At 66.8% G+C, this 23520-nt stretch carries 22 protein-coding genes; 19 read left to right on the top strand and 3 right to left on the bottom strand.

All coding sequences use genetic code 11. The annotated features are described in order from the left end of the window. Positions 1-3 precede the first annotated feature (3 nt). The 12 genes from nuoH (at position 4) to GH266_RS01880 (ending at position 11573) form a co-directional block, all read left to right on the top strand. Entirely contained in the window at positions 4-1062 is a 1059-nt protein-coding gene (gene nuoH, locus GH266_RS01935) for an NADH-quinone oxidoreductase subunit NuoH (protein WP_158192390.1), read from the top strand. Between the two features lie 13 nt (positions 1063-1075). Beyond that, entirely contained in the window at positions 1076-1312 is a 237-nt protein-coding gene (locus tag GH266_RS01930; protein WP_158192389.1) for a hypothetical protein, read from the top strand. A gap of 144 nt (positions 1313-1456) precedes the next feature. Then, positions 1457-1945: an NADH-quinone oxidoreductase subunit NuoI gene (gene nuoI, locus GH266_RS01925; RefSeq protein ID WP_158192388.1), complete on the top strand. Its 489-nt coding sequence runs from the start codon at positions 1457-1459 to the stop codon at positions 1943-1945. 128 nt (positions 1946-2073) lie between these two features. Then, entirely contained in the window at positions 2074-2688 is a 615-nt protein-coding gene (locus tag GH266_RS01920) for an NADH-quinone oxidoreductase subunit J (RefSeq protein WP_158192387.1), read from the top strand. An 87-nt stretch (positions 2689-2775) separates the two neighbouring features. Continuing rightward, the gene (gene nuoK / locus GH266_RS01915; protein ID WP_067215325.1) at positions 2776-3084 is read left to right on the top strand and encodes an NADH-quinone oxidoreductase subunit NuoK; all 309 of its coding nucleotides are present in this window, start codon (positions 2776-2778) and stop codon (positions 3082-3084) included. Between the two features lie 7 nt (positions 3085-3091). Then, entirely contained in the window at positions 3092-5053 is a 1962-nt protein-coding gene (gene nuoL / locus GH266_RS01910) for an NADH-quinone oxidoreductase subunit L (protein WP_158192386.1), read from the top strand. Continuing rightward, on the top strand, positions 5053-6564 hold the full coding sequence (locus GH266_RS01905) for an NADH-quinone oxidoreductase subunit M (RefSeq protein ID WP_158192385.1): 1512 nt from the start codon (positions 5053-5055) through the stop codon (positions 6562-6564). The genes nuoL and GH266_RS01905 overlap by 1 nt, the downstream gene beginning before the upstream one ends. A gap of 22 nt (positions 6565-6586) precedes the next feature. Then, entirely contained in the window at positions 6587-8041 is a 1455-nt protein-coding gene (gene nuoN / locus GH266_RS01900) for an NADH-quinone oxidoreductase subunit NuoN (protein WP_158192384.1), read from the top strand. Continuing rightward, positions 8038-8850 (top strand): biotin--[acetyl-CoA-carboxylase] ligase, encoded by an 813-nt coding sequence (locus GH266_RS01895; protein ID WP_158196004.1) that lies wholly within the window; start codon positions 8038-8040, stop codon positions 8848-8850. The genes nuoN and GH266_RS01895 overlap by 4 nt, the downstream gene beginning before the upstream one ends. Positions 8851-9016: 166 nt before the next feature. Beyond that, positions 9017-10726, top strand: a complete 1710-nt coding sequence (locus tag GH266_RS01890; RefSeq protein ID WP_158192383.1) for a ribonuclease J — start codon at positions 9017-9019, stop codon at positions 10724-10726. 121 nt (positions 10727-10847) lie between these two features. Further along, positions 10848-11252, top strand: a complete 405-nt coding sequence (mce, locus tag GH266_RS01885) for a methylmalonyl-CoA epimerase (RefSeq protein WP_158192382.1) — start codon at positions 10848-10850, stop codon at positions 11250-11252. A gap of 51 nt (positions 11253-11303) precedes the next feature. After that, positions 11304-11573 (top strand): DUF1467 family protein, encoded by a 270-nt coding sequence (locus GH266_RS01880; RefSeq protein ID WP_158192381.1) that lies wholly within the window; start codon positions 11304-11306, stop codon positions 11571-11573. Here GH266_RS01880 and GH266_RS01875 read toward each other — a convergent pair. Then, positions 11519-11863, bottom strand: coding sequence for a hypothetical protein (locus GH266_RS01875; RefSeq protein WP_158192380.1), 345 nt, complete (start codon positions 11861-11863; stop codon positions 11519-11521). The genes GH266_RS01880 and GH266_RS01875 overlap by 55 nt on opposite strands. A 313-nt stretch (positions 11864-12176) precedes the next feature. Here GH266_RS01875 and GH266_RS01870 point away from each other — a divergent pair, with 313 nt between their 5' ends. The 5 genes from GH266_RS01870 to GH266_RS01850 all read left to right on the top strand — a co-directional run bounded on the left by GH266_RS01870 (position 12177) and on the right by GH266_RS01850 (position 19138). After that, on the top strand, positions 12177-12839 hold the full coding sequence (locus GH266_RS01870) for a protein-L-isoaspartate O-methyltransferase family protein (protein WP_158192379.1): 663 nt from the start codon (positions 12177-12179) through the stop codon (positions 12837-12839). Positions 12840-13238: 399 nt separating this feature from the next. Beyond that, positions 13239-14621, top strand: a complete 1383-nt coding sequence (locus GH266_RS01865) for a TolC family outer membrane protein (RefSeq protein WP_244953760.1) — start codon at positions 13239-13241, stop codon at positions 14619-14621. Positions 14622-14932: 311 nt separating this feature from the next. Then, on the top strand, positions 14933-15574 hold the full coding sequence (locus GH266_RS23585) for a PopZ family protein (RefSeq protein ID WP_342354286.1): 642 nt from the start codon (positions 14933-14935) through the stop codon (positions 15572-15574). 158 nt (positions 15575-15732) lie between these two features. Next, a complete protein-coding gene (locus GH266_RS01855) occupies positions 15733-18576 on the top strand; it encodes a valine--tRNA ligase (RefSeq protein WP_158192376.1) in 2844 nt (947 codons plus the stop codon). A 28-nt stretch (positions 18577-18604) separates the two neighbouring features. Then, positions 18605-19138 carry a DUF2155 domain-containing protein gene (locus GH266_RS01850; protein ID WP_158192375.1) on the top strand — a complete coding sequence of 178 codons (534 nt, stop codon included), beginning with the start codon at positions 18605-18607 and terminating at the stop codon, positions 19136-19138. A 31-nt stretch (positions 19139-19169) separates the two neighbouring features. On the opposite strand, the gene GH266_RS01845 is transcribed toward GH266_RS01850, so the two are convergent. Together GH266_RS01845 and GH266_RS01840 are read right to left on the bottom strand one after the other, a co-directional pair. Next, positions 19170-20246 carry an alpha/beta hydrolase family protein gene (locus GH266_RS01845; RefSeq protein ID WP_158192374.1) on the bottom strand — a complete coding sequence of 359 codons (1077 nt, stop codon included), beginning with the start codon at positions 20244-20246 and terminating at the stop codon, positions 19170-19172. Between the two features lie 88 nt (positions 20247-20334). Then, entirely contained in the window at positions 20335-21231 is an 897-nt protein-coding gene (locus GH266_RS01840; RefSeq protein WP_158192373.1) for an ATP-binding protein, read from the bottom strand. Between the two features lie 255 nt (positions 21232-21486). Between GH266_RS01840 and yajC the strand changes: the two genes are divergently transcribed. After that, positions 21487-21822 carry a preprotein translocase subunit YajC gene (yajC, locus tag GH266_RS01835; protein WP_158192372.1) on the top strand — a complete coding sequence of 112 codons (336 nt, stop codon included), beginning with the start codon at positions 21487-21489 and terminating at the stop codon, positions 21820-21822. Positions 21823-21899: 77 nt separating this feature from the next. After that, positions 21900-23510, top strand: a complete 1611-nt coding sequence (gene secD, locus GH266_RS23415) for a protein translocase subunit SecD (protein WP_199270424.1) — start codon at positions 21900-21902, stop codon at positions 23508-23510. The last annotated feature ends 10 nt before the right edge of the window (positions 23511-23520 follow it).

Raw genomic sequence — 23520 nt, 5'->3', positions numbered from 1 at the left:
ATGATGGCGGACTTCTGGGCGGATTACCTCTTCCCGCTGATCATCATGGTGGCACAGAGCGTGCTGCTGCTGGTCGCACTGCTGCTGATCGTGGCTTACATCCTGTACGCGGACCGCAAGGTCTGGGCGGCGGTGCAGATCCGTCGCGGCCCGAACGTCGTCGGGCCCTGGGGCCTGTTGCAGTCGTTTGCCGACCTTCTGAAATTCGTGCTGAAGGAGCCGGTGATCCCGGCCGGCGCCAACAAGGGCCTGTTCCTGCTGGCGCCGCTGGTCACCGTGACGCTGGCGCTGACCGCCTGGGCGGTGGTTCCGGTCGCCGATGGGTGGGTGATCGCCGACATCAATGTCGGCATCCTGTTCATCCTGGCGATCTCCTCGCTCGGCGTCTACGGCATCATCATCGGCGGTTGGGCCTCGAACTCGAAGTACCCGTTCCTGTCGGCGCTGCGCTCGGCGGCGCAGATGGTCTCCTACGAGGTGTCCATCGGCTTCGTCATCGTGACGGTGCTGCTGTGCGTCGGCTCGCTGAACCTGACGGACATTGTCCGGGCGCAGGAAACCGGCCTTGCCAGCGCGCTCGGGGTGCCGTGGCTGGCCTTCCTGAACTGGTACTGGCTGCCGCTGTTCCCGATGTTCGTGATCTTCTTCATCTCGGCGCTGGCGGAGACCAACCGTCCGCCGTTCGACCTGGCCGAGGCCGAGTCCGAGCTGGTCGCCGGTTTCATGGTCGAATACGGCTCCACGCCCTACATGATGTTCATGCTCGGCGAGTATGTGTCGATCGCGCTGATGTGCGCGCTGACGACCATCCTCTTCATGGGTGGCTGGCTGCCGCCGCTGGACTTCGCCCCCTTCACCTGGGTGCCGGGCTTCGTCTGGTTCCTGCTGAAGTCGCTGCTGGTGTTCTTCATGTTCGCCATGGTCAAGGCGATGGTCCCGCGCTACCGCTACGACCAGCTGATGCGCCTCGGCTGGAAGGTGTTCCTGCCGCTGTCGCTGGCCATGGTGTTCATCGTCGCGGCGGTGCTGATGGCGATGGGCTGGGCCCCGACGGGCACGTAAGGGAGAGGGCGGCATGTCGGTCTCGATTGCAGGACTGATCGGCGCCGCCATCGGCCTCTATGTGGGCTGGATCGACTACAAGATCGTCGTCGGCGTCCTGCGGGCGGCGGCGGAACGGCAGAAGCAGCAGAGCGGGCGGGAAAGCCTGCTCGGGCGATACATGGGCCAGATCCAGATCCTGGTGATGGCCTTCTCGCTGGTCGGGTTTCCGGTGGTCGGGTACCTGGCCGGCAGCGCGCTTGCCGGATAGGCGGGCGGGGACTTCGCAGCCGGCGGCCGATGGGCGGCATGCCGGCGCAATCGAGGATTTGGCCGCTTGCGGTTCGCGCCCTTGTCGGGGCTTGCGGGACCGGCGGGCGGGCCAGAGGAAAACGTAACCACGGGGCTAGACGCCATGGCACTGCAACAGGCGGCAAAATCGCTTCTGCTGAAGGAGTTCGTCTCCGCCTTCTTCCTGGCGATGCGCTACTTCTTCAAGCCGAAGCCGACGATCAACTACCCCTTCGAGAAGGGGCCGGTGAGCCCGCGCTTCCGCGGCGAGCATGCGCTGCGCCGTTATCCGAACGGCGAGGAGCGCTGCATCGCCTGCAAGCTGTGCGAGGCGATCTGCCCGGCGCAGGCGATCACCATCGAGGCCGGCCCGCGCCGCAACGACGGCACGCGGCGCACGACCCGTTACGACATCGACATGGTCAAGTGCATCTACTGCGGCTTCTGCCAAGAGGCGTGCCCGGTGGACGCGATCGTCGAGGGGCCGAACTTCGAGTTCGCCACCGAGACGCGCGAGGAGCTGTACTACGACAAGGACAAGCTGCTGGCGAACGGCGACCGTTGGGAGCGGGAGATCGCCAGCAACATCGCCATGGACGCGCCGTATCGCTGAGGCGGCGGGAGTGGACGGCGCGCGGCCCGTGGTCTAAGACGAGGCCGCTGCGCGCCGGAAGCGCCCAATTCATCTGGAGCCGCGACGCGGCTGCGACTTAAACGGGGACGACGGGGGCACACCGCGACATGGTCCTGCAAGCCATCTTCTTCTATCTCTTCGCCGCTGTTGCGGTTGCGTCGGCCTTCATGGTCATCGCGTCCCGCAATCCGGTGCACTCCGTCCTGTTCCTGATTCTCGCCTTCTTCAACGCTGCGGGCCTGTTCATCCTGCTCGGGGCCGAGTTCCTGGCGATGCTGCTCGTCGTCGTCTATGTCGGCGCGGTGATGGTGCTGTTCCTGTTCGTGGTGATGATGCTCGACGTCGACTTCGTCGAGATGCGCCAGGGCTTCCTGCAGTACATGCCGGTGGGCGGCCTGATCGGCATGATCCTCCTTGTCGAGCTGCTGTTCGTGCTCGGCGCCTGGGTGATATCGCCGGAGATTGCCGGAACGACGGCGGCGCCCGCGCCACTGCCTGCGGACATGTCGAACACCCGCGCGCTCGGCGAGCTCGTCTACACCCGCTACATCCTGTTCTTCCAGACGGCCGGCCTCGTCCTGCTGGTGGCGATGATCGGCGCCATCGTGCTGACGCTGCGCCACAAGGAAGGCGTGCGGCGGCAGAACATCTCTGAGCAGGTCGGCCGCACGCGCGAAGCGTCGGTCGAGGTGCGCAAGGTCGAAACCGGCAAGGGTATCTGAGGATCCCGCCATTCACATGCCAGGTGCGCGCCTGCCCGGGCCGCGCACTGCCAAAGGTCTCACTCGGGGGAGCATCACGAGGCGCCCATGGAAATCGGTCTGTCACACTATCTGGCGGTCGCCGCGATTCTGTTCACCATCGGAATCTTCGGCATCTTCCTGAACCGCAAGAACGTGATCGTCATCCTGATGTCGGTGGAGCTCCTGCTGCTCTCCGTCAACATCAACCTGGTCGCCTTCTCGGCGTTCCTGGGCGATCTGGTCGGGCAGGTCTTCGCGCTGCTGGTGCTGACCGTGGCGGCCGCCGAGGCGGCCATCGGCCTTGCGATCCTGGTGGTGTTCTACCGCAACCGCGGCTCGATCGCGGTTGAAGACGTCAACATGATGAAGGGGTAAGGGCAGGATGTACCAGCTTATCGTCTTTCTGCCCCTGATCGGCTTCCTGATCGCCGGCCTCTTCGGCCGAGTGATCGGCGCCAAGGCGAGCGAATACGTCACCTCCGGCCTGCTGATCGTGGCGGCCATCCTGTCGTGGATCGGCTTCTTCTCCATCGGCTACGGCGAGACCGCCGTGGTCAAGGAGCCGGTGATGCGCTGGATCACCTCCGGCACGTTCGATGTCGAGTGGACCATCCGCGTCGACACGCTGACCGCCGTCATGCTGGTGGTGGTCAACTCCGTGTCCGCGCTCGTGCATGTCTACTCCATCGGCTACATGCACCACGATCCGCACCGGCCGCGCTTCTTCGCCTATCTGTCGCTGTTCACCTTCGCCATGCTGACGCTGGTGACCTCCGACAACCTGCTGCAGATGTTCTTCGGCTGGGAGGGCGTCGGTCTCGCCTCGTATCTGCTGATCGGCTTCTGGTACCAGAAGCCCTCGGCCAACGCGGCGGCGATGAAGGCCTTCGTGGTCAACCGCGTCGGCGACTTCGGCTTCATCCTCGGCATCTTCGGCCTCTTCGTGCTGTTCGGCTCGGCCGACTACGACGCGATCTTCGCCAATGCCCAGGCCTTCGTGGAAGGCGAGCCGCGCGTCGTCCTCGACTTCCTCGGCTACCAGCTGACCCAGGACGCGGCGCTGACCGTGACCTGCCTGCTGCTGTTCATGGGCGCCATGGGCAAGTCGGCGCAGTTCCTGTTGCACACCTGGCTGCCGGACGCGATGGAAGGCCCGACGCCGGTCTCCGCGCTGATCCACGCCGCGACCATGGTGACCGCGGGCGTGTTCATGGTGGCGCGCCTGTCGCCGGTCTTCGAGCTGTCGCACACCGCGCTCACCGTCGTGACCTTCTTCGGCGCGACGACGGCCTTCTTCGCCGCGACCGTCGGCCTCGTCCAGAACGACATCAAGCGCGTGATCGCCTACTCGACCTGCTCGCAGCTCGGCTACATGTTCGTCGCGCTCGGCGTCGGCGGCTACTCGATCGCGATCTTCCACCTGTTCACGCATGCCTTTTTCAAGGCGCTGCTGTTCCTCGGCGCCGGCTCGGTGATCCATGCCGTGTCGAACGAGCAGGACATGCGCAAGATGGGCGGTCTTCGGAAGCACATCCCGCTGACCTACTGGATGATGGTGATCGGCACGCTGGCGCTGACCGGCTTCCCGCTGACCGCCGGCTTCTTCTCCAAGGACGGCGTGATCGAGGCGGCCTATGTCGGCCACAACGCCTTCGCCATGTACGGCTTCTGGCTGACCGTGGCGGCTGCCGGCCTGACCTCGTTCTACTCCTGGCGCCTTGCCTTCATGACCTTCCACGGCAAGCCGCGTGCCTCCGTGGACGTGATGAAGCATGTGCACGAGAGCCCGCTGGTGATGACCGTGCCCTTGATGATCCTTGCGGTCGGCGCGCTGTTCGCAGGTCTCGTCTTTGCCGGCGTGTTCATGGGCGAGGGCTACGAGGGCTTCTGGAAGGGCGCGCTGTTCACGTCCGAGGAGAACCACATCCTGCACGACATCCACGAGGTGCCGCTGTGGGTGAAGGCCTCGCCCTTCGTGATGATGCTGGGCGGCCTCGCCATGGCCTGGCTGTTCTACATCCGCTCGCCGGAGATCCCGCGCCGCCTGGCGGAGCGTCACGACGGCCTGTACCGCTTCCTGCTCAACAAGTGGTACTTCGACGAGCTGTATGACGCGATCTTCGTCCGGCCCGCCATGTGGCTCGGCCGCCAGCTCTGGAAGAAGGGCGACGGGGCGACCATCGACCGGCTCGGACCGGACGGCATCGCCGCCCGCGTCCAGGACGTCAGCTCCTGGGCCGTGCGCCTGCAGACCGGATATCTCTATCACTACGCATTCGCCATGCTGATCGGCGTCGCCGCGCTGATCACCTGGTCCATGTTCTCCGTCGGGGGCGCTCACTGATGAGCAACTGGCCGCTTCTTTCGATCACGACCTTCCTTCCGCTGGTCGGCGTCTTCTTCATCCTGCTGGTCCGCGGCGAGGACGAGGGGGCGAAGGAGAACATGCGCCGCGTGGCGCTGATCACCACGGTGTTCACCTTCATCGTGTCGCTCTTCATCTGGGGCGGCTTCGATGCGGCAAATCCCGGCTTCCAGTTCCAGGAAAGCGGGGAGTGGCTGGGCGCCAACATGGGCTACCGGATGGGCGTCGACGGCATCTCCATGCTGTTCGTCATCCTGACCACGTTCCTGATGCCCTTCTGCATCCTCGCCAGCTGGCAGAGCGTGCAGATGCGGGTGAAGGAATACATGATCGCCTTCCTGGTGCTGGAAACGCTGATGATCGGCGTCTTCTGCGCGCTGGACCTGGTCATGTTCTACGTGTTCTTCGAGGCCAGCCTGATCCCGATGTTCCTGATCATCGGCGTGTGGGGCGGCAAGCGGCGCGTCTATGCCAGCTACAAGTTCTTCCTCTACACGCTGCTCGGCTCGCTTTTGATGCTGATCGCGCTGATGGCGATGTACTGGAACGCCGGTACCACCGATATCCCGACGCTGATGTCGCACGGCTTCCCGGCGGGCATGCAGACCTGGCTGTGGCTGGCCTTCTTCGCCTCCTTCGCGGTGAAGATGCCGATGTGGCCGGTGCATACCTGGCTGCCGGATGCGCACGTGGAGGCGCCGACGGCCGGCTCGGTCATCCTGGCGGCGATCCTGCTGAAGATGGGCGGCTACGGCTTCCTGCGCTTCTCGCTGCCGATGTTCCCGCTGGCGAGCGAGATGTTCGCGCCGCTGATCTTCACCCTCTCGGTGGTCGCCATCGTCTACACCTCGCTGGTGGCGCTCGCCCAGGAAGACATCAAGAAGCTGATCGCCTACTCCTCGGTGGCGCACATGGGCTACGTGACCATGGGCATCTTCACCATGACGGAGCAGGGCGTGCAGGGTGCGCTGTTCCAGATGCTCTCGCACGGCATCGTCTCGGGCGCGCTGTTCCTGTGCGTCGGCGTGATCTACGACCGCATGCACACCCGCGACATCGCCGCCTATGGCGGGCTGGTGAACCGGATGCCGTTCTATGCGGTGGCCTTCCTGATCTTCACCATGGCCAATGTCGGCCTGCCGGGCACCAGCGGCTTCGTCGGCGAGTTCCTGACGCTGATGGGCGCGTTCCAGGTCAACACCTTCGTGGCGCTGATCGCCACCACGGGCGTCATCCTGTCGGCTGCCTATGCGCTCTTCCTCTACCGGCGCGTGGTGTTCGGCGTGCTCGACAAGGAGAGCCTTAAGTCGATCACCGACCTCACGCTGCGCGAGAAGGTGATCCTGGTTCCGATGATCATCCTGACCATCCTGTTCGGCTTCTACCCGGCGCCGATCCTGGATGCCACCGCCGCCTCCGTCGGCGCGCTCGTCACGCAATACCAGGCCGCGATCGAGGCGGCCCACTCGACCGCCATGCTGGCGCAGTAAGGTCCCGAGGACGAAAGACGCCATGAACGCCTATTCCCAACTCCCGGATCTCTCGCCCGCTCTGCCGGAGCTGTTTCTCGCCGTCGGTGCGCTCGCGCTCCTGATGATCGGCGTGTTCGGCGGCCGCAGGATCACGCCCTACGTGACCGCGCTGTCGGTCGCGCTGCTGGCGGTGGCGGCGCTGCCGCTGCTGCTGCCGGCACAGTTCGGCATCACCGAGACGCTGAGCTTCCACGGCGCCTTCGTGCTGGACGGCTTCGCCCGCTATCTCAAGCTGCTGACGCTGATCGGCTCGGGCTTCGCCATCGCCATGTCGGTGGCCTTCGCCCGCAACGAGAATTTCGAGCGGTTCGAGTATCCGGTGCTGATCGTGCTGTCGACGCTCGGCATGCTCCTGATGCTCTCGGCCAACGACCTGATCACGCTCTATCTCGGCCTCGAGCTGTCGTCGCTGGCGCTCTACGTGATCGCGGCGTTCAACCGCGACAGCGTGCGCTCCACCGAGGCGGGCCTGAAATATTTCGTCCTCGGCTCGGTCTCCTCGGGCATGCTGCTCTACGGCATGTCGCTGGTCTACGGCTTCACCGGCCAGACCGGCTTTGCGGCCATTGCCGCGGCGGTCACCGCGCAGGGCGGCTCCTCGCTCGGCCTGGTCTTCGGCCTGGTGTTCATCCTCGCCGGCCTTGCCTTCAAGATCTCGGCCGTGCCGTTCCACATGTGGACGCCGGACGTCTACGAGGGCGCGCCGACCCCGGTGACGGCCTTCTTCGCCGCCGCGCCGAAGATCGCCGCCATGGGCCTCTTGACCCGCGTCGTCATCGAGGCCTTCGAGCCGGTGACCCACGACTGGCAGCAGATCGTCGTCTTCATCTCCATCGCCTCGATGGCGCTCGGCGCCTTCGCCGCGATCGGCCAGAAGAACATCAAGCGCCTGATGGCCTATTCCTCCATCGGCCACATGGGCTTTGCGCTGGTGGGTCTTGCCGCCGGGTCGCAGGCCGGTGTCGAGGGCGTCATGATCTACATGACCGCCTATCTGGCGATGACGCTGGGAGCCTTCGCCTGCATCCTGTCGATGCGGCGCAAGGACGGCATGGTCGAGGAGATCTCCGATCTTGCCGGCCTGTCGCGCACCAACCTGCCGATGGCGGTGCTGCTCGGCATTCTGATGTTCTCGCTCGCCGGCATCCCGCCGTTCGTCGGCTTCTTCGCCAAGTTCTACGTGTTCCTGGCGGCGGTCGAGGCGGGGCTCTATCCGCTGGCGGTGATCGGTATGCTCGCCTCGGTGGTCGGCGCCTACTATTACCTGCGCATCTGCAAGGTGATGTTCTTCGACGAGCCGGCGCGCCAGTTCCTGCCGATGCCGGTGGAGCTGAAGTTCACCCTCGGCCTGTCCTCGGCCTTCGTGGTGTTCTTCGTCGTCTTCGCCGGGTCCATCGTCGAGATGGCCGGCACGGCAGCGGGGACGCTGTTCTGAGCACGCTCGCCTTCGATGGCCGGGTCCGCGAGGTTCCCGGCGTCGCTGGATACCGGGTTGCCGCCCACGCGGAACTGGGGTCGACCAACAGTGCGGCCCTTGCCGCGGCCGGAGAGGGCGATCCGGGCAATCTGTGGATCGTCGCCGGCCGCCAGACCTCAGGGCGCGGCCGGCGGGCGCGCCCTTGGGTTTCCGAACCCGGCAACCTATATGCTTCCCTGTTGACCATCGATCCGGTGCCGCCTGCGCGGATCGGCCAGTTTCCGCTGGTCGCGGCGCTTGCCCTTGCCGATGCCGTCGACACGATGACCGGCTCCTACGGGCTAATCCGGCTCAAGTGGCCGAACGATCTGCTGGTGGACGGCGCCAAGATTTCCGGCATCCTGCTGGAGGCCACCATGCTTGCCGACGGACGGCGCGCGGTGGTATGCGGCTTCGGGCTCAACCTTTCGCATCATCCGGAGCTGCCGGACTACAAGGCGGCGAACCTTGCCGGGCTCGGCTTTCCGGTCGGCCCGGAGCGCGCTTTCGAAGCGCTTGCCGCCAGCGTCGCGCAGCACATGGCGCGCTGGCGCGAGGCGCCGTTCTCGCAGACCCTGGACGACTGGCGGCGCCGTGCCGTCGGCATCGGCGCGCCGATCCGGGTGCGGCTTGAGGACCGCGAACTGAACGGGATTTTCTCCGGGCTCGACCCGGACGGGCGGCTGGTGCTGGAGACCGGCGACACGAGGCAGACCATCGCCGCGGGCGATGTGTTCTTCGATGGCGCGGCTCTTGGTACGTCCGCCCCCGGCCAACCGGCCGGCTGACGACGAGATTGCAGGCGGGCATGTCGCGGATGCCCTGCCGGTGACCACAGACGCGACACGAGGCTGTCCGCATGAGGCGGACGGCCCATATCGGCATTCGAACGACCGGCCGGGGCGGGATCCGCAAGGATTGCTGCTGCCTGCCCGGTCCAGACAGGAGTATTCAATGGCCACCAGAAAGAGGGCAGGCGGCAAGGGCAAGGGCGCGAGTACGGGCGAGAACGAGCTCGTGTTCGTCGCGCTCGGCGGCCTCGGCGAGATCGGCATGAACATGGCGCTCTACGGCTACGGCCCGGCCCATGACCGCCGCTGGCTGATGGTCGACTGCGGCGTCACCTTTGCCGGGCCGGACCTTCCCGGCGTCGACATCGTCGTTCCCGACATCCGCTTCATCGAGGAAGAGCTCGACCGGCTCGACGGCATCGTCATCACCCATGCGCACGAGGACCATTACGGCGCCATCGTGCACCTGTGGCCGCGGCTCAAGGCACCGCTCTACATGACCCCCTTCACGGCGGCGCTGCTGGAGGCGAAGGCTTTGAGCGAGCCGGGCGTCGGCAAGATCCCGGTGACCGTGGTGAAGCAGGGCGCGCGCGTCGAGATCGGCCCGTTCGAGGTCGAGTTCGTCGCCATGTCGCACTCGATTCCCGAGCCTTGCGCGCTGGCGATCCGCAGCCCGGCCGGCACCGTGCTGCATTCGGGCGACTGGAAGATCGATCCGACGCCGGGCATCGGCCTGCCCATCGACACGCAGCGCCTGGCCGAGATCGGCGACGAGGGCGTGGTCGCGCTGATCTGCGACAGCACCAATGCGCCGCGCGAGGGCTCGAGCCCGAGCGAGGCGGATGTCTCCAAGGGCCTCACCCAGGTCATCCGCAAGGCAAAGCGCCGCGTCGCGGTGACAACCTTCGCCTCCAACGTGGCGCGTATCCGCTCTGTTGCGCTCGCCGCGCAGCAGGCCGAGCGCGACGTCGTGGTGATGGGCCGCTCCATGCACCGCACCATCGAGGTCTGCCGCGAACTCGGCTATCTCGACGATCTTCCCGCCTTCCTCTCCGAGGATGCCTATGGCTACCTGCCGCCGGAGCGCGTCGTGCTTCTGCTGACCGGCAGCCAGGGCGAGGAGCGGGCGGCGCTTGCCCGCATCGCGTCCGGCGACCATCGCAACGTGGCGCTGTCCAAGGGCGACACGGTGATCTTCTCCTCCCGCACGATCCCGGGCAACGAGAAGGCGGTCGGCAGCATCGTCAACAAGCTGGCGGAGGCCGAGGTCGACATCGTCACCGACCGCGACGCCCTGGTGCATGTGTCCGGCCATCCGCGCCAGGACGAGCTGGTGCAGCTTTACGAACTGCTGAAGCCCAAGGCGCTGATCCCGGCGCATGGCGAGGCGATGCACCTGAAGGCGCACCGGGATCTGGCGCTGCGCCACGGCATCAAGGACACGCTGATCGCCCGCAACGGCGACGTGGTGCGGCTGGGGACGGGCAAGCTGGCGGTCGTCGACGAGGTGCCGACCGGCATCACGGTCAAGGACGGCCTGCTCTATGGCGATGTCGAGGAGATGGGCGTCAACGAGCGGCGCAAGCTGTCCTTCGCCGGCGCCGTCACCGTCAGCGTCGTGATCGATGCCAAGGGTGCGCTGATCGGCGAGCCGATGGCCTCTCTGTTCGGCCTGCCGGAGACCGACCGCGAGGGCGACGACCTGGAAGACATCGTCATCGACGAGGTGATCTCCGCGCTGGAGAGCATTCCGAAGAACCGGCGCAAGGACGACGATGTGGTGGCCGAGGCGGCCCGGCGGGCGGCGCGCGCGGCCGTGCGCGACTGCTGGGGTAAGAAGCCGCTGACCGAGGCGCTGGTCCAGCGCGTGTGACCAAATGACGGGTGGCGGGCGTGCCCGCCATGCGTCATGACTTGTGGGTCATGACTGGCGGATAATGACTGGCGGATGGGGCGTTACGGCCCGGCCGTCGTTGCGTTGTGGAGGGAAGCTGATGATCGGACGCCTGAACCATGTGGCCATCGCCGTGCCGGACCTTGCGGCGGCGACGGCGACCTATCGCGACACGCTGGGGGCGCGGGTGTCGCAGCCCCAGCCCGAGCCGGACCATGGCGTCACCGTCGTCTTCATCGAGCTTCCCAACACCAAGATCGAGCTGCTGGAAGCGCTCGGCGAGAACTCGCCGATCAATGCCTTCCTGGAGCGCAATCCGTCCGGCGGCATCCACCATGTCTGCTACGAGGTGGAGGACATCCTCGCCGCCCGCGACCGGCTGGTGGAAAAGGGGGCGCGGGTGCTGGGCACGGGCGAGCCGAAGATCGGCGCCCATGGCAAGCCGGTGCTGTTTCTGCACCCGAAGGATTTCAACGGCACCCTGGTGGAGCTGGAGCAGGTCTGACGGCCTGCTGCCCGCCCGGCGCGCAATCGATCTCGTTAAAAAGGCAAAGCGGTGTCTCTCGTATCCTCGCTCGCGATCTATTTCGTCATCTGGTGGATCATCCTCTTCGCGATCCTGCCGATCGGCGTGGTGACGCAGGAAGAAGGCGGGGAGGTGATCCCGGGGACCGAATCCAGCGCGCCCCAGCGGCCGCATCTGCTGAAGAAGGCGCTGATCACCACGGTCGTCGCGGCCGTGATCTTCGCCGGGGTCTACTGGCTCAAGGTCTATTCCGGCTTGACGCTCGACGACCTGCCCTTCAAGCCGCCCAGCAGCCGCTGACGGCGGCGCGGCCGCTGGCGCGACAGGCGCTTGCCCGGCCGCGTGACGGTCATGGGTCCGTCGAGGGCGATCGCGATCGCCAGTTCGTGCTCGCAGTCGGAGATGAATTGCGCCTTCTGCTCTCCGCTGAGGAGAGACAGGTCGTCGCAGCCGAACCTGCGTCCGGCGAGCCCGCGGGCAAGCGGCATCTGGTCGTAGCGTCCCAGCTTCAGCAAGAGCTGGTCGAAGCGCCAGTCGACAGACCAGCCCGACTGGGCGGGGGTCTTGTCATTGGGATCGCCAAACAGCATTACGCACTCCCTCGGCAGGCTGATGCCGCAATATGGTGTCGCCGGTGTCGTCCTGTCACCGAAGGCCTTGCGTGATTGCACCGGCAATCGCCTGCTATCCCGTCACCCCCAGATCCATCCTCGAATGCACGCCGTGATTGCATCGTTATCTCGCGGAAGGGGCCTTGCCGGGTCTTGCGCATGCGTGCGGCTTGTCAGGCGGGCCGGACCCCGGTAAGGAACCGGATGAGGGTTTGCAGGTCCGCTTTGGCGGGCCGGCGCAAGACCGGGCCGGGTGCTGCCGGACCGGGGCAAGAACGCAAAGAGGCGTGCAATGGGCGATTACGAGCAGGTCCGCACCCACATGGTGGACAACCAGCTGCGGACCAACGACGTCACGGACCTGAGGGTGCTGGACGCGATGGAAAGCGTGCCGCGGGAGCGGTTCGTACCGGCGTCCAAGCGCTGCATCGCCTATAGCGACCAGGACATCCTCGCGGCGAGCGGGGAGACCAGCCGCTACCTGATGAAGCCGCATGTGTTCGGCAAGCTGGTGCAGCTCGCTGCCGTCCAGCCGGGCGAGGTGGTGCTGTGCGTGGGCTGCGGCACCGGCTACAGCGTCGCTGTGTTCGCGCAGCTGGCCGGCTCGGTCGTCGGCATCGAGTCGGATCCGCAGATCGCGGCGGCCGCCTCGGAGCTGCTGGTGGAGCTCGGCATCGAGAACGCGGCGGTGATCGAGGGCGACCTTGCCAAGGGCGGCGCCTCGGAAGGCCCTTATGACGTGATTTTCGTCGACGGCGCCGTCGAGGTGCTGCCGCAGTCCCTGACGGCGCAGCTCAAGGACGGCGGCCGGCTCGTGGTCGTGCGCGGCCTCGGCGGTGCGGGCCAGGCCGAGCTGCATGTGCGCTCGGGCGATGCGGTCTCCGGGCGCTTTGCTTTCAACGCCTCGGCGCATCTGCTGCCGGGCTTCGAGCGCCCGAAGGAATTCGTCTTCTGACGGTTTTCCAAGGTTTTTTGCAAGGTTCAGGGCCGCGCCGGACGAGTGTCTGCGCGGCCCTTTTCATGTTCCGCGACGTGACTTTCGGACACAGGTGTTGCCGAGAGGTCGCAGCCCCTCCCGAATGCGAGCACGGTTACCTTTGAAAGGTTGTGTCGCGACCGGTGGGGGATAACAGTACGCATGCCGTGGACTGTCCGACGGAGGGCGGGCAACCGGCATGGCGCAGCGGCGAAGACTGCAGCGCTTTGCGAGGATCAAAAAGCGGCGGGCGCCCCTGGGGCGGACCGGAAAACCGCAGATCCGCACAGGCAGGATCATGGGTCACAGGGACCCGCGTCAAACAGAAGTCGGCCGCCGGTGATTCTGCCGTCGCGGCTGCTCCGGAGTTGTACAGGGGTGTTCAAGGTGAAGCGGACGGGTTCATGGCTCTTTGCGACCGCGCTTGCGGTGGCGGTCGCTGGCGTGCCCGCGACGGGACGCGCGCAGTCGATCGACCAGGCGCTGGCTCAGGCCTATTCCGACAATCCCACGCTGAACGCGGCCCGTGCGGCGCTGCGCTCGGTCAATGAATCGGTGCCGCAGGCGCTGTCGGGCTGGCGTCCGCAGATCTTCGGCCGCCTCGATGTCGGCGCGCAGCACACCAACAGCGATCCGGGCCGCTCGCGCTACGGCAACACGGCCTCCGTCGGCCTGTCGATTTCGCAGGCCCTGTTCCGCGGCTTCCGCACGGTGAACTCGGTTCGCCAGGCCGAGGCCGTGGTGCGGGCCGAGCGCGAGAGCCTGCGGGCGACCGAGCAGGCGGTGATGCTGGATGCGGCGACCGCCTATATGGACGTCATCAGCACCACCGCCATCGTCTCGCTGCGGCGCAGCAGCCTTGCCTTCCTCTCGGAGCAGGTGCGCGCGGCGCAGGACCGTTTCGAGGTGGGCGAGGGCACCCGCACCGACGTGTCGCAGGCGAGGGCCCGCTACTCGGAGGCCCAGTCGGACCTCAACCTGGCGATGGCCAACGTCAACACCGCGCGGGCCATCTACCGCCAGGTCGTCGGCTCGGACCCGAAGTCGCTGTCCGCACGCACCACGATCTATGGCCGGATGCCGCGCTCGCTGGATGAGGCGCTGAAGCTCAGCGCCGCCAACCATCCGTCGATCCTTGCGGCGCAGCACCTCGTCGATGCCGGCACGTTCGGCGTCAAGACCATCGAGGGCGAGCTGCTGCCGACCGTCACCGTCGAGGCCGACCTGCAGCGCCAGTGGCGTCCGCCGTCCTCGCCGAACACCGACACGGTGGACAGCGCCAGCATCTTCGGCCGCGTGTCCATCCCGCTCTACCAGGGCGGCGCGGTGTCGTCGCGCGTGCGGCAGGCGAAGGAAGATCTCGGCCAGACCCAGATCCAGCTCGACGTGGCACGCGACCAGATTCGCGCCAATGTCGTCTCCGCCTGGGGGCAGTATCAGGCGGCGCTGGCCTCGATCCAGGCCGGCGAGGATGCGGTTTCGGCCAACCAGCTGGCGCTGGAAGGCGTCATCGAGGAGCAGCGCGTGGGCCAGCGCACCACGCTGGACGTGCTCAACGCGCAGTTCGATCTGGTCAACAGCCGCGTCAGCCTGATCAGCGCGCAGCGCAACCGCACGGTCGCGGCCTATTCGCTGATTTCGGCCAGCGGGCGCCTGACGTCCGACCAGATCGGCCTTGCCGTGGCCCGCTACGACGAGACCGCGCATTACAAGAAGGTGCGCAACAGCTGGTACGGCCTGAAGACGCCGGACGGCCGCTGAGCGAAAGCGGCGGGCCCGTCCCGTCCGCACTGCTGCATCGGGAAGGACCGCTCCTGGGAGTTCAGGGGCGGTTTTTCGTGCAAAATGGCCCGAATCGGGGAATTGTTGGCCCGTTCGGGTCGGCATGGGGCATCGCGGCGCGGTGGTGCGTTTCCCCCGGCGGCTTAACACGTTATAGTTTTTCGTGATCGACTCGGCAGTTCCACCAAGGGCTGCAGACGGTCAGAAGCTTCCCGGCCCCTGGGCCGGACGCAGAGTTTTCGAGTGCGGGGATCGGTATGGCCAACGCCAGTCAAGCTCAAGAACCTTCAATGGAAGAAATCCTGGCGTCCATTCGCCGGATCATCTCCGATGAAGACACGTCTGCAGGCGGGAAGGCAGCGGCCGAGCCGGAAGAGGCGATGCCCGCCGCCGGCGAGGAGATGTCGCAGGACGACCTCGACAAGCTGTTCGATTCCGCCGGCGACGACGAGATCGAGGTGGAGATCGAGGAGCCGGTGGCGGCGAAAGCCGAAGCCGAGGTGGACGCCGAGGCCGATGCCGACGACGTGCTGGAGCTGACCGAGGCCCAGGCGGTCGAGGCCGAAGACGACATGGATACCTTCGACATGGTCGAGGGACTGGGGTCCGACGACGACGAGGCCGGCGATGTCGCCTTCGTCGACGAGGAGCCCGAGCCGGCGCCCGCGCCCAGGCCCGCCCCGCGCGCGGCGCCCCGTGCCGCTGCTGGCCCGGACGGCGAGGACCTGCTGTCTCCCGACGCCAACCAGGCGGTCCAGGCGGCGTTCCACAATCTCGCCGGCACGATCCTGTCCAACAATGCCCGCACGCTGGAGGATCTCGTCAAGGAGATGCTGCGGCCGATGCTGAAGGGCTGGCTCGACGAGAACCTTCCGCCTCTGGTGGAGCGGCTCGTACGCCAGGAGATCGAGCGGGTATCGCGCGGGCGCTGAGCCCCAGGCGCTGCTTCCGCTCGAAACGCCGCCCACCGGGCGGCGTTTTCGTTTCCGGTGGCGCCCCCGCCACCGCGCGATGCCACCGCGCAATGGTTGACTTGGCGCCGCGCCAGCGAGTAACCACGCGATCAGTTCTCAAATCCCCGGGAAAACCGATGCTCGACAAGACCTATGATGCTGCCACAGTCGAACCCAGGATCGCCAAGACCTGGGACGAGGCGGATGCCTTCAAGGCGGGAGCCGGCGCCGAACCGGGCGCAGCGTCCTATTCGATCGTCATCCCGCCGCCCAACGTGACGGGCTCCCTGCACATGGGCCATGCGCTCAACAACACGCTGCAGGACATTCTCATCCGCTTCGAGCGCATGCGCGGGCGCGACGTGTTGTGGCAGCCGGGCATGGACCATGCCGGCATCGCCACGCAGATGGTCGTCGAGCGCCAGCTGGCCGAGCGCCAGGAGCCGGGCCGCCGCGACATGGGCCGCGAGGCCTTCGTCGAGCGCGTGTGGGAGTGGAAGGCCGAATCCGGCGGCATGATCATCAACCAGCTGAAGCGGCTGGGTGCCTCCTGCGACTGGTCGCGCGAGCGTTTCACCATGGACGAGGGCCTGTCCCGCGCCGTGCTGGAGGTCTTCGTCGGGCTGTACCGCGACGGGCTGATCTACAAGGACAAGCGGCTGGTCAACTGGGACCCGAAGCTCTTGACCGCGATTTCCGACCTCGAGGTCGAGCAGATCGAGATCAAGGGCAATCTCTGGCACTTCCGTTATCCGCTGGAGGGCGGCGAGACGTTCGAGGCGCCGGTTGCCTGGGACGAGGACGGCAACGCGACCGAGTTCGAGACGCGCGACTACATCACCGTCGCCACGACCCGCCCCGAGACCATGCTCGGCGACACGGCGGTTGCCGTGAACCCGGAGGATCCGCGCTACAAGGGCCTGATCGGCAAGCATGTGGTGCTGCCGCTGGTCGGGCGCCGCATCCCCATCGTCGCCGACGACTATGCCGATCCGGATGCGGGCTCGGGCGCGGTCAAGATCACTCCGGCGCATGATTTCAACGACTTCGAGGTCGGCCGTCGCCACGACCTGCCGATGATCTCCGTGCTCGACCGCGAGGCGAAGGTGCGCCTTGCCGAGAACCCGGAGTTCCTGCAGGGCGTTGCCGAAAGCGCCGAGCTCACCGAGACGATCTCGGCCTATGAGGGCTGCGACCGGTTCGACGTGCGCAAGCGTCTGGTTGCGCGGATGGAGGAGCTCGGCCTGCTCGACCGGATCGAGCCGCACACGCATATGGTTCCGCATGGCGACCGCGGCGGCGTGCCGATCGAGCCGCTCCTGACCGACCAGTGGTATGTCGATGCCAAGACGCTGGCCCAGCCGGCGATCGCCAGCGTGCGCGAGGGCCGGACCAACTTCGTCCCGCGCAACTGGGACAAGACCTATTACGAGTGGATGGAGAACATCCAGCCCTGGTGCATCTCGCGCCAGCTGTGGTGGGGTCACCGCATTCCGGCCTGGTACGGCCCGGACGGCAAGATCTTCGTCGAGCGCAGCGAGGAAGAAGCGCTTGAGGCGGCGCGCGCGCATTATGCCCGCGACGTCGAGGTCATCGACATGGAAGCCGCGCTCGCCCGCTGGGATGCCGGCGGGGAGGGCGCGGCCGCGCTCTACCGCGACGAGGACGTGCTCGACACCTGGTTCTCCTCGGCGCTGTGGCCGTTCTCGACGCTCGGCTGGCCGGACAAGACGCCGGAGCTCGCCAACTACTACCCGACGAGCGTCTTGATCACCGGGTTCGACATCATCTTCTTCTGGGTCGCCCGGATGATGATGTTCGGCGATCACTACATGAAGACCGAGCCCTTCCACACGGTCTACATCCACGCCCTGGTCCGCGACGAGAAGGGCCAGAAGATGTCGAAGTCGAAGGGCAACGTCATCGACCCGCTCGCCCTGATCGACGAGTACGGCGCCGACGCGCTGCGCTTCACCCTGGCGGCGATGGCAGCCCAGGGGCGCGACATCAAGCTGGCGACGGGCCGCGTTGCCGGCTACCGCAACTTCGTCACCAAGCTGTGGAACGCCGCCCGCTTCGTGGAGATGAACGGCGGCAAGCGCCCGGCCGGCTTCGATCCGGCCGCGGTGCGCGAGACGGTCAACCGCTGGATCGTCACGGAGACCGGGCGCTGTATCGCCGAGGTCACCGAGGCGCTGGAAGGCTTCCGCTTCAACGAGGCGGCGGGCGCGGCCTACCGCTTCGTCTGGAACACCTATTGCGACTGGTATCTGGAGCTGGCCAAGCCGATCTTCGGCGAGGGCAGCGAGGATGCGCGCGAGGAAACCCGCGCCACCGCCGCCTGGGTTCTCGACGAGGTCCTCAAGGTGCTGCATCCGTTCATGCCGTTCATGACCGAGGAGCTGTGGGCCCGCAGCGTCGAGGGCGATGCCGGAGCCGCCCGCGAGCGGCTGCTCGTCCACACCCGCTGGCCGGTTTCGGCCGGCGGCGACCAGTCCTCGGCCTCCGAGATCAACTGGCTGGTGGACCTGATCACCTCGATCCGCTCGGTGCGTGCCGAGATGAACGTGCCGGCCGGCGCCCGCGTGCCGCTGGTCGTCACCGGCGCCAACGAGGTCACCCGCCAGCGGCTCGCCACCCACGAGGCGGCGCTGCTGCGGCTGGCGCGTGCCGAAAACGTCTCGCTGGCCGATGCGCCGCCGCGCGGCTCGGTGCAGATTGTCAGTGGAGAGGCGGTTTTCTGCCTTCCTCTTGCCGATTTCATCGACCTTGGTGCCGAGGCGGCCCGGCTTGCCAAGGAGGAAGCCAGGCTGGACGGCGAGATCGCCCGGATCGACAAGAAGCTCGGCAATCCGGCTTTCGTCGCCAAGGCGCCGGAAGAGATCGTCGTCGCGGAACAGGAAAAGCGGGCGGAACTCGTGGAGTTGCGCGACAAGGTCATGGAGGCGCGCAAGCGCCTTGCCGATCTGTCGCATGCGTGATCCGGCAAGCTGAGCGAGGGAAGTGCGGATGAAGCTGGCTGCGGAGTTGCGGAGCTTCCTGCCCGGTGTGGCGGGCGCGGCGATGGTGCTGTTGACGGGCCTGTCGCCGGCCCTTGCCGAAAAGATCGAGAACCCGGTCGCCGTGTTCTCGGGTCTCGACAAGATCACCGGCCGCATCATCAGCTTCGACGTCTATATCGGCGAGACGGTGCAGTTCGGCGCGCTGCAGGTGACGCCGCGCCAGTGCAACACCCGCCCCGAGACCGAGGCGCCGCAGACCACCGCCTTCGTCGAGGTGGACGAGATCACGCTGAACAACGAGGTGCGGCGGATCTTCACCGGGTGGATGTTCGCGGCGAGCCCCGGCCTGCACGCGGTCGAACACGCCGTCTACGACGTGTGGCTGACCGACTGCAAGCAGTCCTCCAGCGTTGCCCCGCCGCCCAACTACAGCGGCCCGCCGATCTCGGCGGAAGCGGCCGCCGGCGAGGATCCGCTGGCCGGCACCAAGCCGGAGCTCGGCCCCGACCAGGTTCTCCCGCGGCTCAAGCCGCCGATGTAAGCGACAGGCGCGGACGAGGGCCCGTATGTCCTCAGTTTGCGCCTTGCACCGTCTTCACGATCCAGTCCCCGACAAGCGGAATGGCGCCTTCCGCGTAGGCCTCGCGGCCGAGCAGCAGGAAGGCGCCCTTTGCATACCAGGGCATCTCGTCGGCGAGCTGGTAGCCGAACAGGCCCGCCCGCAGCAGCCCGTGCGTTGCGTCCGGCAGCACCTCGACGCGATGGTGCGGGGAGGGCGGGAGCAGCTGCCGATAGTCGCCCGCATTCGCCTGCGGATCGACATTCAGATCTTCTTCTCCCCACACGGCCAGGAACGGCGTATCCACTTGCGCGATGGCGTCGCTGGCGTCCGCATGGCGGTTGCGCCGGATGAAGGCGAGACGCTCCACCGACGTCCCCATCTGCCGGGCCGCGTCCACCTCGGGCAGCGTGCCGGCGGCGAGAGCGGAGAACATCTCCTCCTCGCTTCGTTCGGCCTCGATCAGCTGCTGCGCGATCTCTTCCGGCGTGCGGCCTTCGGCCTCCAGCCGGCGCGTGGTGAAATAGTCGCCCTGCCGCTGCCAGCTGACCGCCCCGCCCACCAGCACGAAGAAGGTCGGCCTGGGGCCGTCGTGGGCGGCAAGCGCCGGCAGCACCCAACCCGCTTGCGAGAATCCGAGAAAGCCGATGCGCCCGCGCGCTTGCGGCAGGGCCTGTGCAACGGCCGCCCAGGCGGCACGGGCTTCCTCGGTGCGGTCCTGCATCGACTGGTCCAGCCAGTCGCCGGTGCTGGCGCCGATCCCCGGCTTGTCCCAGGAGTAGACGGCGATGCCACGATCGAGCAGTGCGTTGACGAGCGGGAGATAGCCGCCGTTCGACCAGCGGTCCTGCGGTCCGTCGCCGTGCACCAGCAGGGCCACGGCGTCGGGGTGTTCTCCAGCCCCGTCCGGCAGGAGCAGGGTTCCGGACAGCGTTGCGCCGCCCGCCGTGAACGGCAGCTCGCGCTGGTCGCGCGCGTCCAGATCGAAGTCGGAAAGGCCGGGCAGGGCGAGGGCCACGGCCGCAAGGCCGAGAACAACGAGAATCGCGACCGCGATGAGCCTGCGGCCTGTCCTTGCTGGTTTGCGCATCCCGTCCCCATTGGTTCCGCCGTCCGTGTCGGGCAGGTGGGGACGGGATGGTGTCTGTTCAACCTGCGGTTTTGCGCAAAGGCCGCCGTCAGGCGAGGCTGCGGCCGAGCCGGCCGGCGAGGTCCTGGATGAACTGGAAGGCGACGCGGCCCGAGCGGCTGCCGCGGGTGGTCGACCATTCCAGCGCCTCGGCGCGCAAGGTCGCCGGGTCGTAGTCGAGGCCGTAATGCGTCACGTAGCCGTCGATCATCGCGAGGAACTCGTCCTGGCTGCATTTGTGGAAGCCGAGCCACAGGCCGAAGCGGTCGGAGAGGGAGACCTTCTCCTCCACCGCCTCGCCCGGATTGATCGCGGTCGAGCGCTCGTTCTCGATCATGTCGCGCGGCAAGAGGTGGCGGCGGTTGGAGGTGGCGTAGAACAGCACCGTGTCGGGCCGGCCCTCGATGCCGCCGTCGAGCGCGGCCTTCAGCGACTTGTAGGAGGCGTCGCCGCTGTCGAAGCTGAGATCGTCGCAATAGACGATGGTGCGGTGGCCGCCGGCCTTCACCAGCTTCATCAGGGCCGGCAGGCTCTCGATGTCCTCGCGGTGGATCTCGATCAGCTTCAGCCGGTCGGGCAGGCCGCGGCCCGCCAGCTCGGCGTTGACATGGGCATGGGTCGCCTTGACCAGCGACGACTTGCCCATGCCGCGCGCGCCCCACAGAAGGACGTTGTTGGCGGCAAAGCCGCTGGCAAAGCGCATGGTGTTGTCGACCAGCTGGTCGCGGGCCCGGTCGACGCCCTGCAGCAGGCCGATATCCACCCGGTTGACCTTCGCCACCGGCTCCAGCGAACTCGTGTCGGCCTGCCAGACGAAGGCGTCGGCGGCGGCAAAGTCCGGGGCAGGGCGGGCCGGCGGCACCGCGCGGGAAATCAGCTCGATCAAGGTGTCGAGGCGGCTGGCCAGTTGGTCGACCTGGGTCTTGTACTGCTGTGCGGGATCCATATCTGTGCCGTGGGTCTTTTGTGATGGGGCCTGCCGGGTCAAGATGACCGGCAGCAGAAGTGCGGGGGGAATTTCCTAGCACGGTCGACGGCTGCGCCAAAGCCGGGAAAACACCGGCGGAAGCGGGCCGCGAACCGCGCGGTTCGTCTTGCAAAGACCGGCGCGACTTGTATAGTCCGCGCGACTTTCATTCAGGAGCCGGCCTCGTGGAGTGATCGCGAAAACGCGATACACGGGCGGCTAAGGGAGATGTACATGCTGATTTCGCCAGCCTATGCGCAGGGAGCCGGCGCCGGTGGCTCGACCGACCTTCTGATGTCGCTGCTGCCGTTCGTGCTGATCTTCGTGATCATGTATTTCCTGATCATCCGCCCGCAGCGCCAGCGCATGAAGCAGCACCAGGAGCTGGTCGCGAACCTGCGCCGCGGCGACACGGTCGTGACCGCCGGCGGTCTGATCGGCAAGGTCTCCAAGGTGGTGGACGACAGCGAAGTGCAGCTGGAACTGGCCGAAGGGCTGAAGGTGCGCGCCGTGCGCAGCATGATCACGGAAGTCCGGTCCAAGTCCGAGCCCGTCAAGGACAACGGCTGACCTTTCGGGTCTAACCTTTTCCCAGTCCGGCGGATCGTCAGCAGGCGGCCCGCCGGAACACCAGAAGCGGCAACGTCATGCTCTATTTCGCACGCTGGAAGGTCACGCTGATCGTCCTCGTCATTCTCGCCGGGGCGATCACCACCCTGCCGAACTTCCTGTCGCCTGCAGCATTGCGCGCGTTGCCGGACTGGTTGCCCTCTCGCCAGATCGTGCTGGGTCTCGACCTTCAGGGCGGTGCCTATCTCCTCTACGAGGTGGACCGCACCGACTATGTCCAGAAGCGGCTGAAGACGCTGGAAGGCGACATCCGCCAGAAGCTGCGCGACGAGCCGCGCATCGGCTATACCGGCCTTGGCGTGCAGGGCAACGGCGTGCAGGTGCGCATTCGCGATACCGCTCGCCTGGCCGATGCCCGCACCCGGCTGAACGAGCTGACCAACCCGCTGGTGACGAACCTGTTCGGCGGCCAGACCGTCAACGAGTTCGCCATCGACGTGGCCGACGACGGCCTCGTCCGCTTCACCTATACCGAGCAGGGCCTGACCCAGCGCATCAGCACCATCGTGCAGCAGTCCATCGAGGTGATTCGACTGCGTCTCGACGAGTTCGGCACGACGGAACCCAGCATCCAGCGCCAGGGCGAGGACCGGATCCTCGTGGAAGCGCCGGGCGAGGGCGATCCCCAGCGCCTGAAGGAGCTGATCGGCCAGACCGCGCAGCTGACCTTCCACATGGTCGACCAGTCGATGTCGCCGGAGCAGGCGCTGCAGAGCCGCCCGCCGGTCGGCACCGTCGTCATGTATTCGATGGACGATCCGCCGTTCCCGTATCTGCTGGAGGAAACGCCGCTGCTGACGGGCGAGGACCTGGTGGATGCGCAGGTGTCCTTCGATACGCGCAGCAACGAGCCGGTGGTCAATTTCCGCTTCAACACCTCGGGCGCGCGCACCTTCTCGGTCGCGACCCAGCGCAATGTCGGCCGGCCCTTCGCCATCGTCCTCGACAACGAGGTGATCTCTGCCCCGGTCATCCGCGAGCCGATCACCGGCGGTTCGGGCCAGATTTCCGGCAGCTTCACCGTGGAAAGCGCCAACGACCTCGCCGTGCTGCTGCGCGCCGGCGCCCTGCCGGCCAAGCTGTCGGTGGTGGAGGAGCGCTCCATCGGTCCGGGCCTGGGACAGGATTCGGTCGATGCCGGCCGCATCGCCGCGCTGATCGGCGGCGCGCTGGTGATCGTCTTCATGATCCTCGCCTATGGCCGCTTCGGCGTCATCGCCGACATGGCGCTGGCGACGAACATCGTGATGATCTTCGGCGCCCTGACCACCTTGCAGGCGACGCTGACGCTGCCGGGCATCGCCGGCATCGTGCTCACTATCGGCATGGCGGTCGATGCCAACGTGCTCATCTTCGAGCGCATCCGCGAGGAATTGCGGGCCGGCCGCTCCGCCATCAGCGCCATCGACGCGGGCTATTCGCGGGCGCTGGGGACCATCCTCGACGCCAACATCACGACGCTCATTGCGGCGCTCATCCTCTTCCAGCTCGGCTCCGGCCCGATCCGCGGCTTCGCCGTGACGCTGGCCATCGGCATCTTCACGACGGTCTTCTCGGCCTTCACGGTGTCGCGCCTGCTCGTGTCCTTGTGGGTGCGCTGGAAGCGCCCCAGCAAACTGACGCTCTGAGCGCCGGGAG

Source organism: Stappia indica (assembly GCF_009789575.1).
Lineage (GTDB): Bacteria > Pseudomonadota > Alphaproteobacteria > Rhizobiales > Stappiaceae > Stappia > Stappia indica_A.
The sequence above is the reverse complement of the archived record's forward strand: the minus strand, read 5'-3'. Positions and strand labels throughout refer to the sequence as shown.

Excerpts from the sequence above, each read along its gene's own strand:
- nuoL (WP_158192386.1), top strand. The coding sequence starts at position 3,092 with ATGTACCAGCTTATCGTCTTTCTGCCCCTGATCGGCTTCCTGATCGCC.
- secD (WP_199270424.1), top strand. The coding sequence starts at position 21,900 with ATGCTCTATTTCGCACGCTGGAAGGTCACGCTGATCGTCCTCGTCATT.
- GH266_RS01890 (WP_158192383.1), top strand. The coding sequence starts at position 9,017 with ATGGCCACCAGAAAGAGGGCAGGCGGCAAGGGCAAGGGCGCGAGTACG.
- nuoH (WP_158192390.1), top strand. The coding sequence starts at position 4 with ATGGCGGACTTCTGGGCGGATTACCTCTTCCCGCTGATCATCATGGTG.
- GH266_RS01875 (WP_158192380.1), bottom strand. The coding sequence starts at position 11,863 with ATGCTGTTTGGCGATCCCAATGACAAGACCCCCGCCCAGTCGGGCTGG.
- nuoK (WP_067215325.1), top strand. The coding sequence starts at position 2,776 with ATGGAAATCGGTCTGTCACACTATCTGGCGGTCGCCGCGATTCTGTTC.
- nuoN (WP_158192384.1), top strand. The coding sequence starts at position 6,587 with ATGAACGCCTATTCCCAACTCCCGGATCTCTCGCCCGCTCTGCCGGAG.
- GH266_RS01930 (WP_158192389.1), top strand. The coding sequence starts at position 1,076 with ATGTCGGTCTCGATTGCAGGACTGATCGGCGCCGCCATCGGCCTCTAT.
- GH266_RS01905 (WP_158192385.1), top strand. The coding sequence starts at position 5,053 with ATGAGCAACTGGCCGCTTCTTTCGATCACGACCTTCCTTCCGCTGGTC.
- GH266_RS23585 (WP_342354286.1), top strand. The coding sequence starts at position 14,933 with ATGGAAGAAATCCTGGCGTCCATTCGCCGGATCATCTCCGATGAAGAC.
- GH266_RS01870 (WP_158192379.1), top strand. The coding sequence starts at position 12,177 with ATGGGCGATTACGAGCAGGTCCGCACCCACATGGTGGACAACCAGCTG.
- GH266_RS01850 (WP_158192375.1), top strand. The coding sequence starts at position 18,605 with ATGAAGCTGGCTGCGGAGTTGCGGAGCTTCCTGCCCGGTGTGGCGGGC.
- GH266_RS01920 (WP_158192387.1), top strand. The coding sequence starts at position 2,074 with ATGGTCCTGCAAGCCATCTTCTTCTATCTCTTCGCCGCTGTTGCGGTT.
- yajC (WP_158192372.1), top strand. The coding sequence starts at position 21,487 with ATGCTGATTTCGCCAGCCTATGCGCAGGGAGCCGGCGCCGGTGGCTCG.
- nuoI (WP_158192388.1), top strand. The coding sequence starts at position 1,457 with ATGGCACTGCAACAGGCGGCAAAATCGCTTCTGCTGAAGGAGTTCGTC.
- GH266_RS01840 (WP_158192373.1), bottom strand. The coding sequence starts at position 21,231 with ATGGATCCCGCACAGCAGTACAAGACCCAGGTCGACCAACTGGCCAGC.
- mce (WP_158192382.1), top strand. The coding sequence starts at position 10,848 with ATGATCGGACGCCTGAACCATGTGGCCATCGCCGTGCCGGACCTTGCG.
- GH266_RS01845 (WP_158192374.1), bottom strand. The coding sequence starts at position 20,246 with ATGCGCAAACCAGCAAGGACAGGCCGCAGGCTCATCGCGGTCGCGATT.
- GH266_RS01855 (WP_158192376.1), top strand. The coding sequence starts at position 15,733 with ATGCTCGACAAGACCTATGATGCTGCCACAGTCGAACCCAGGATCGCC.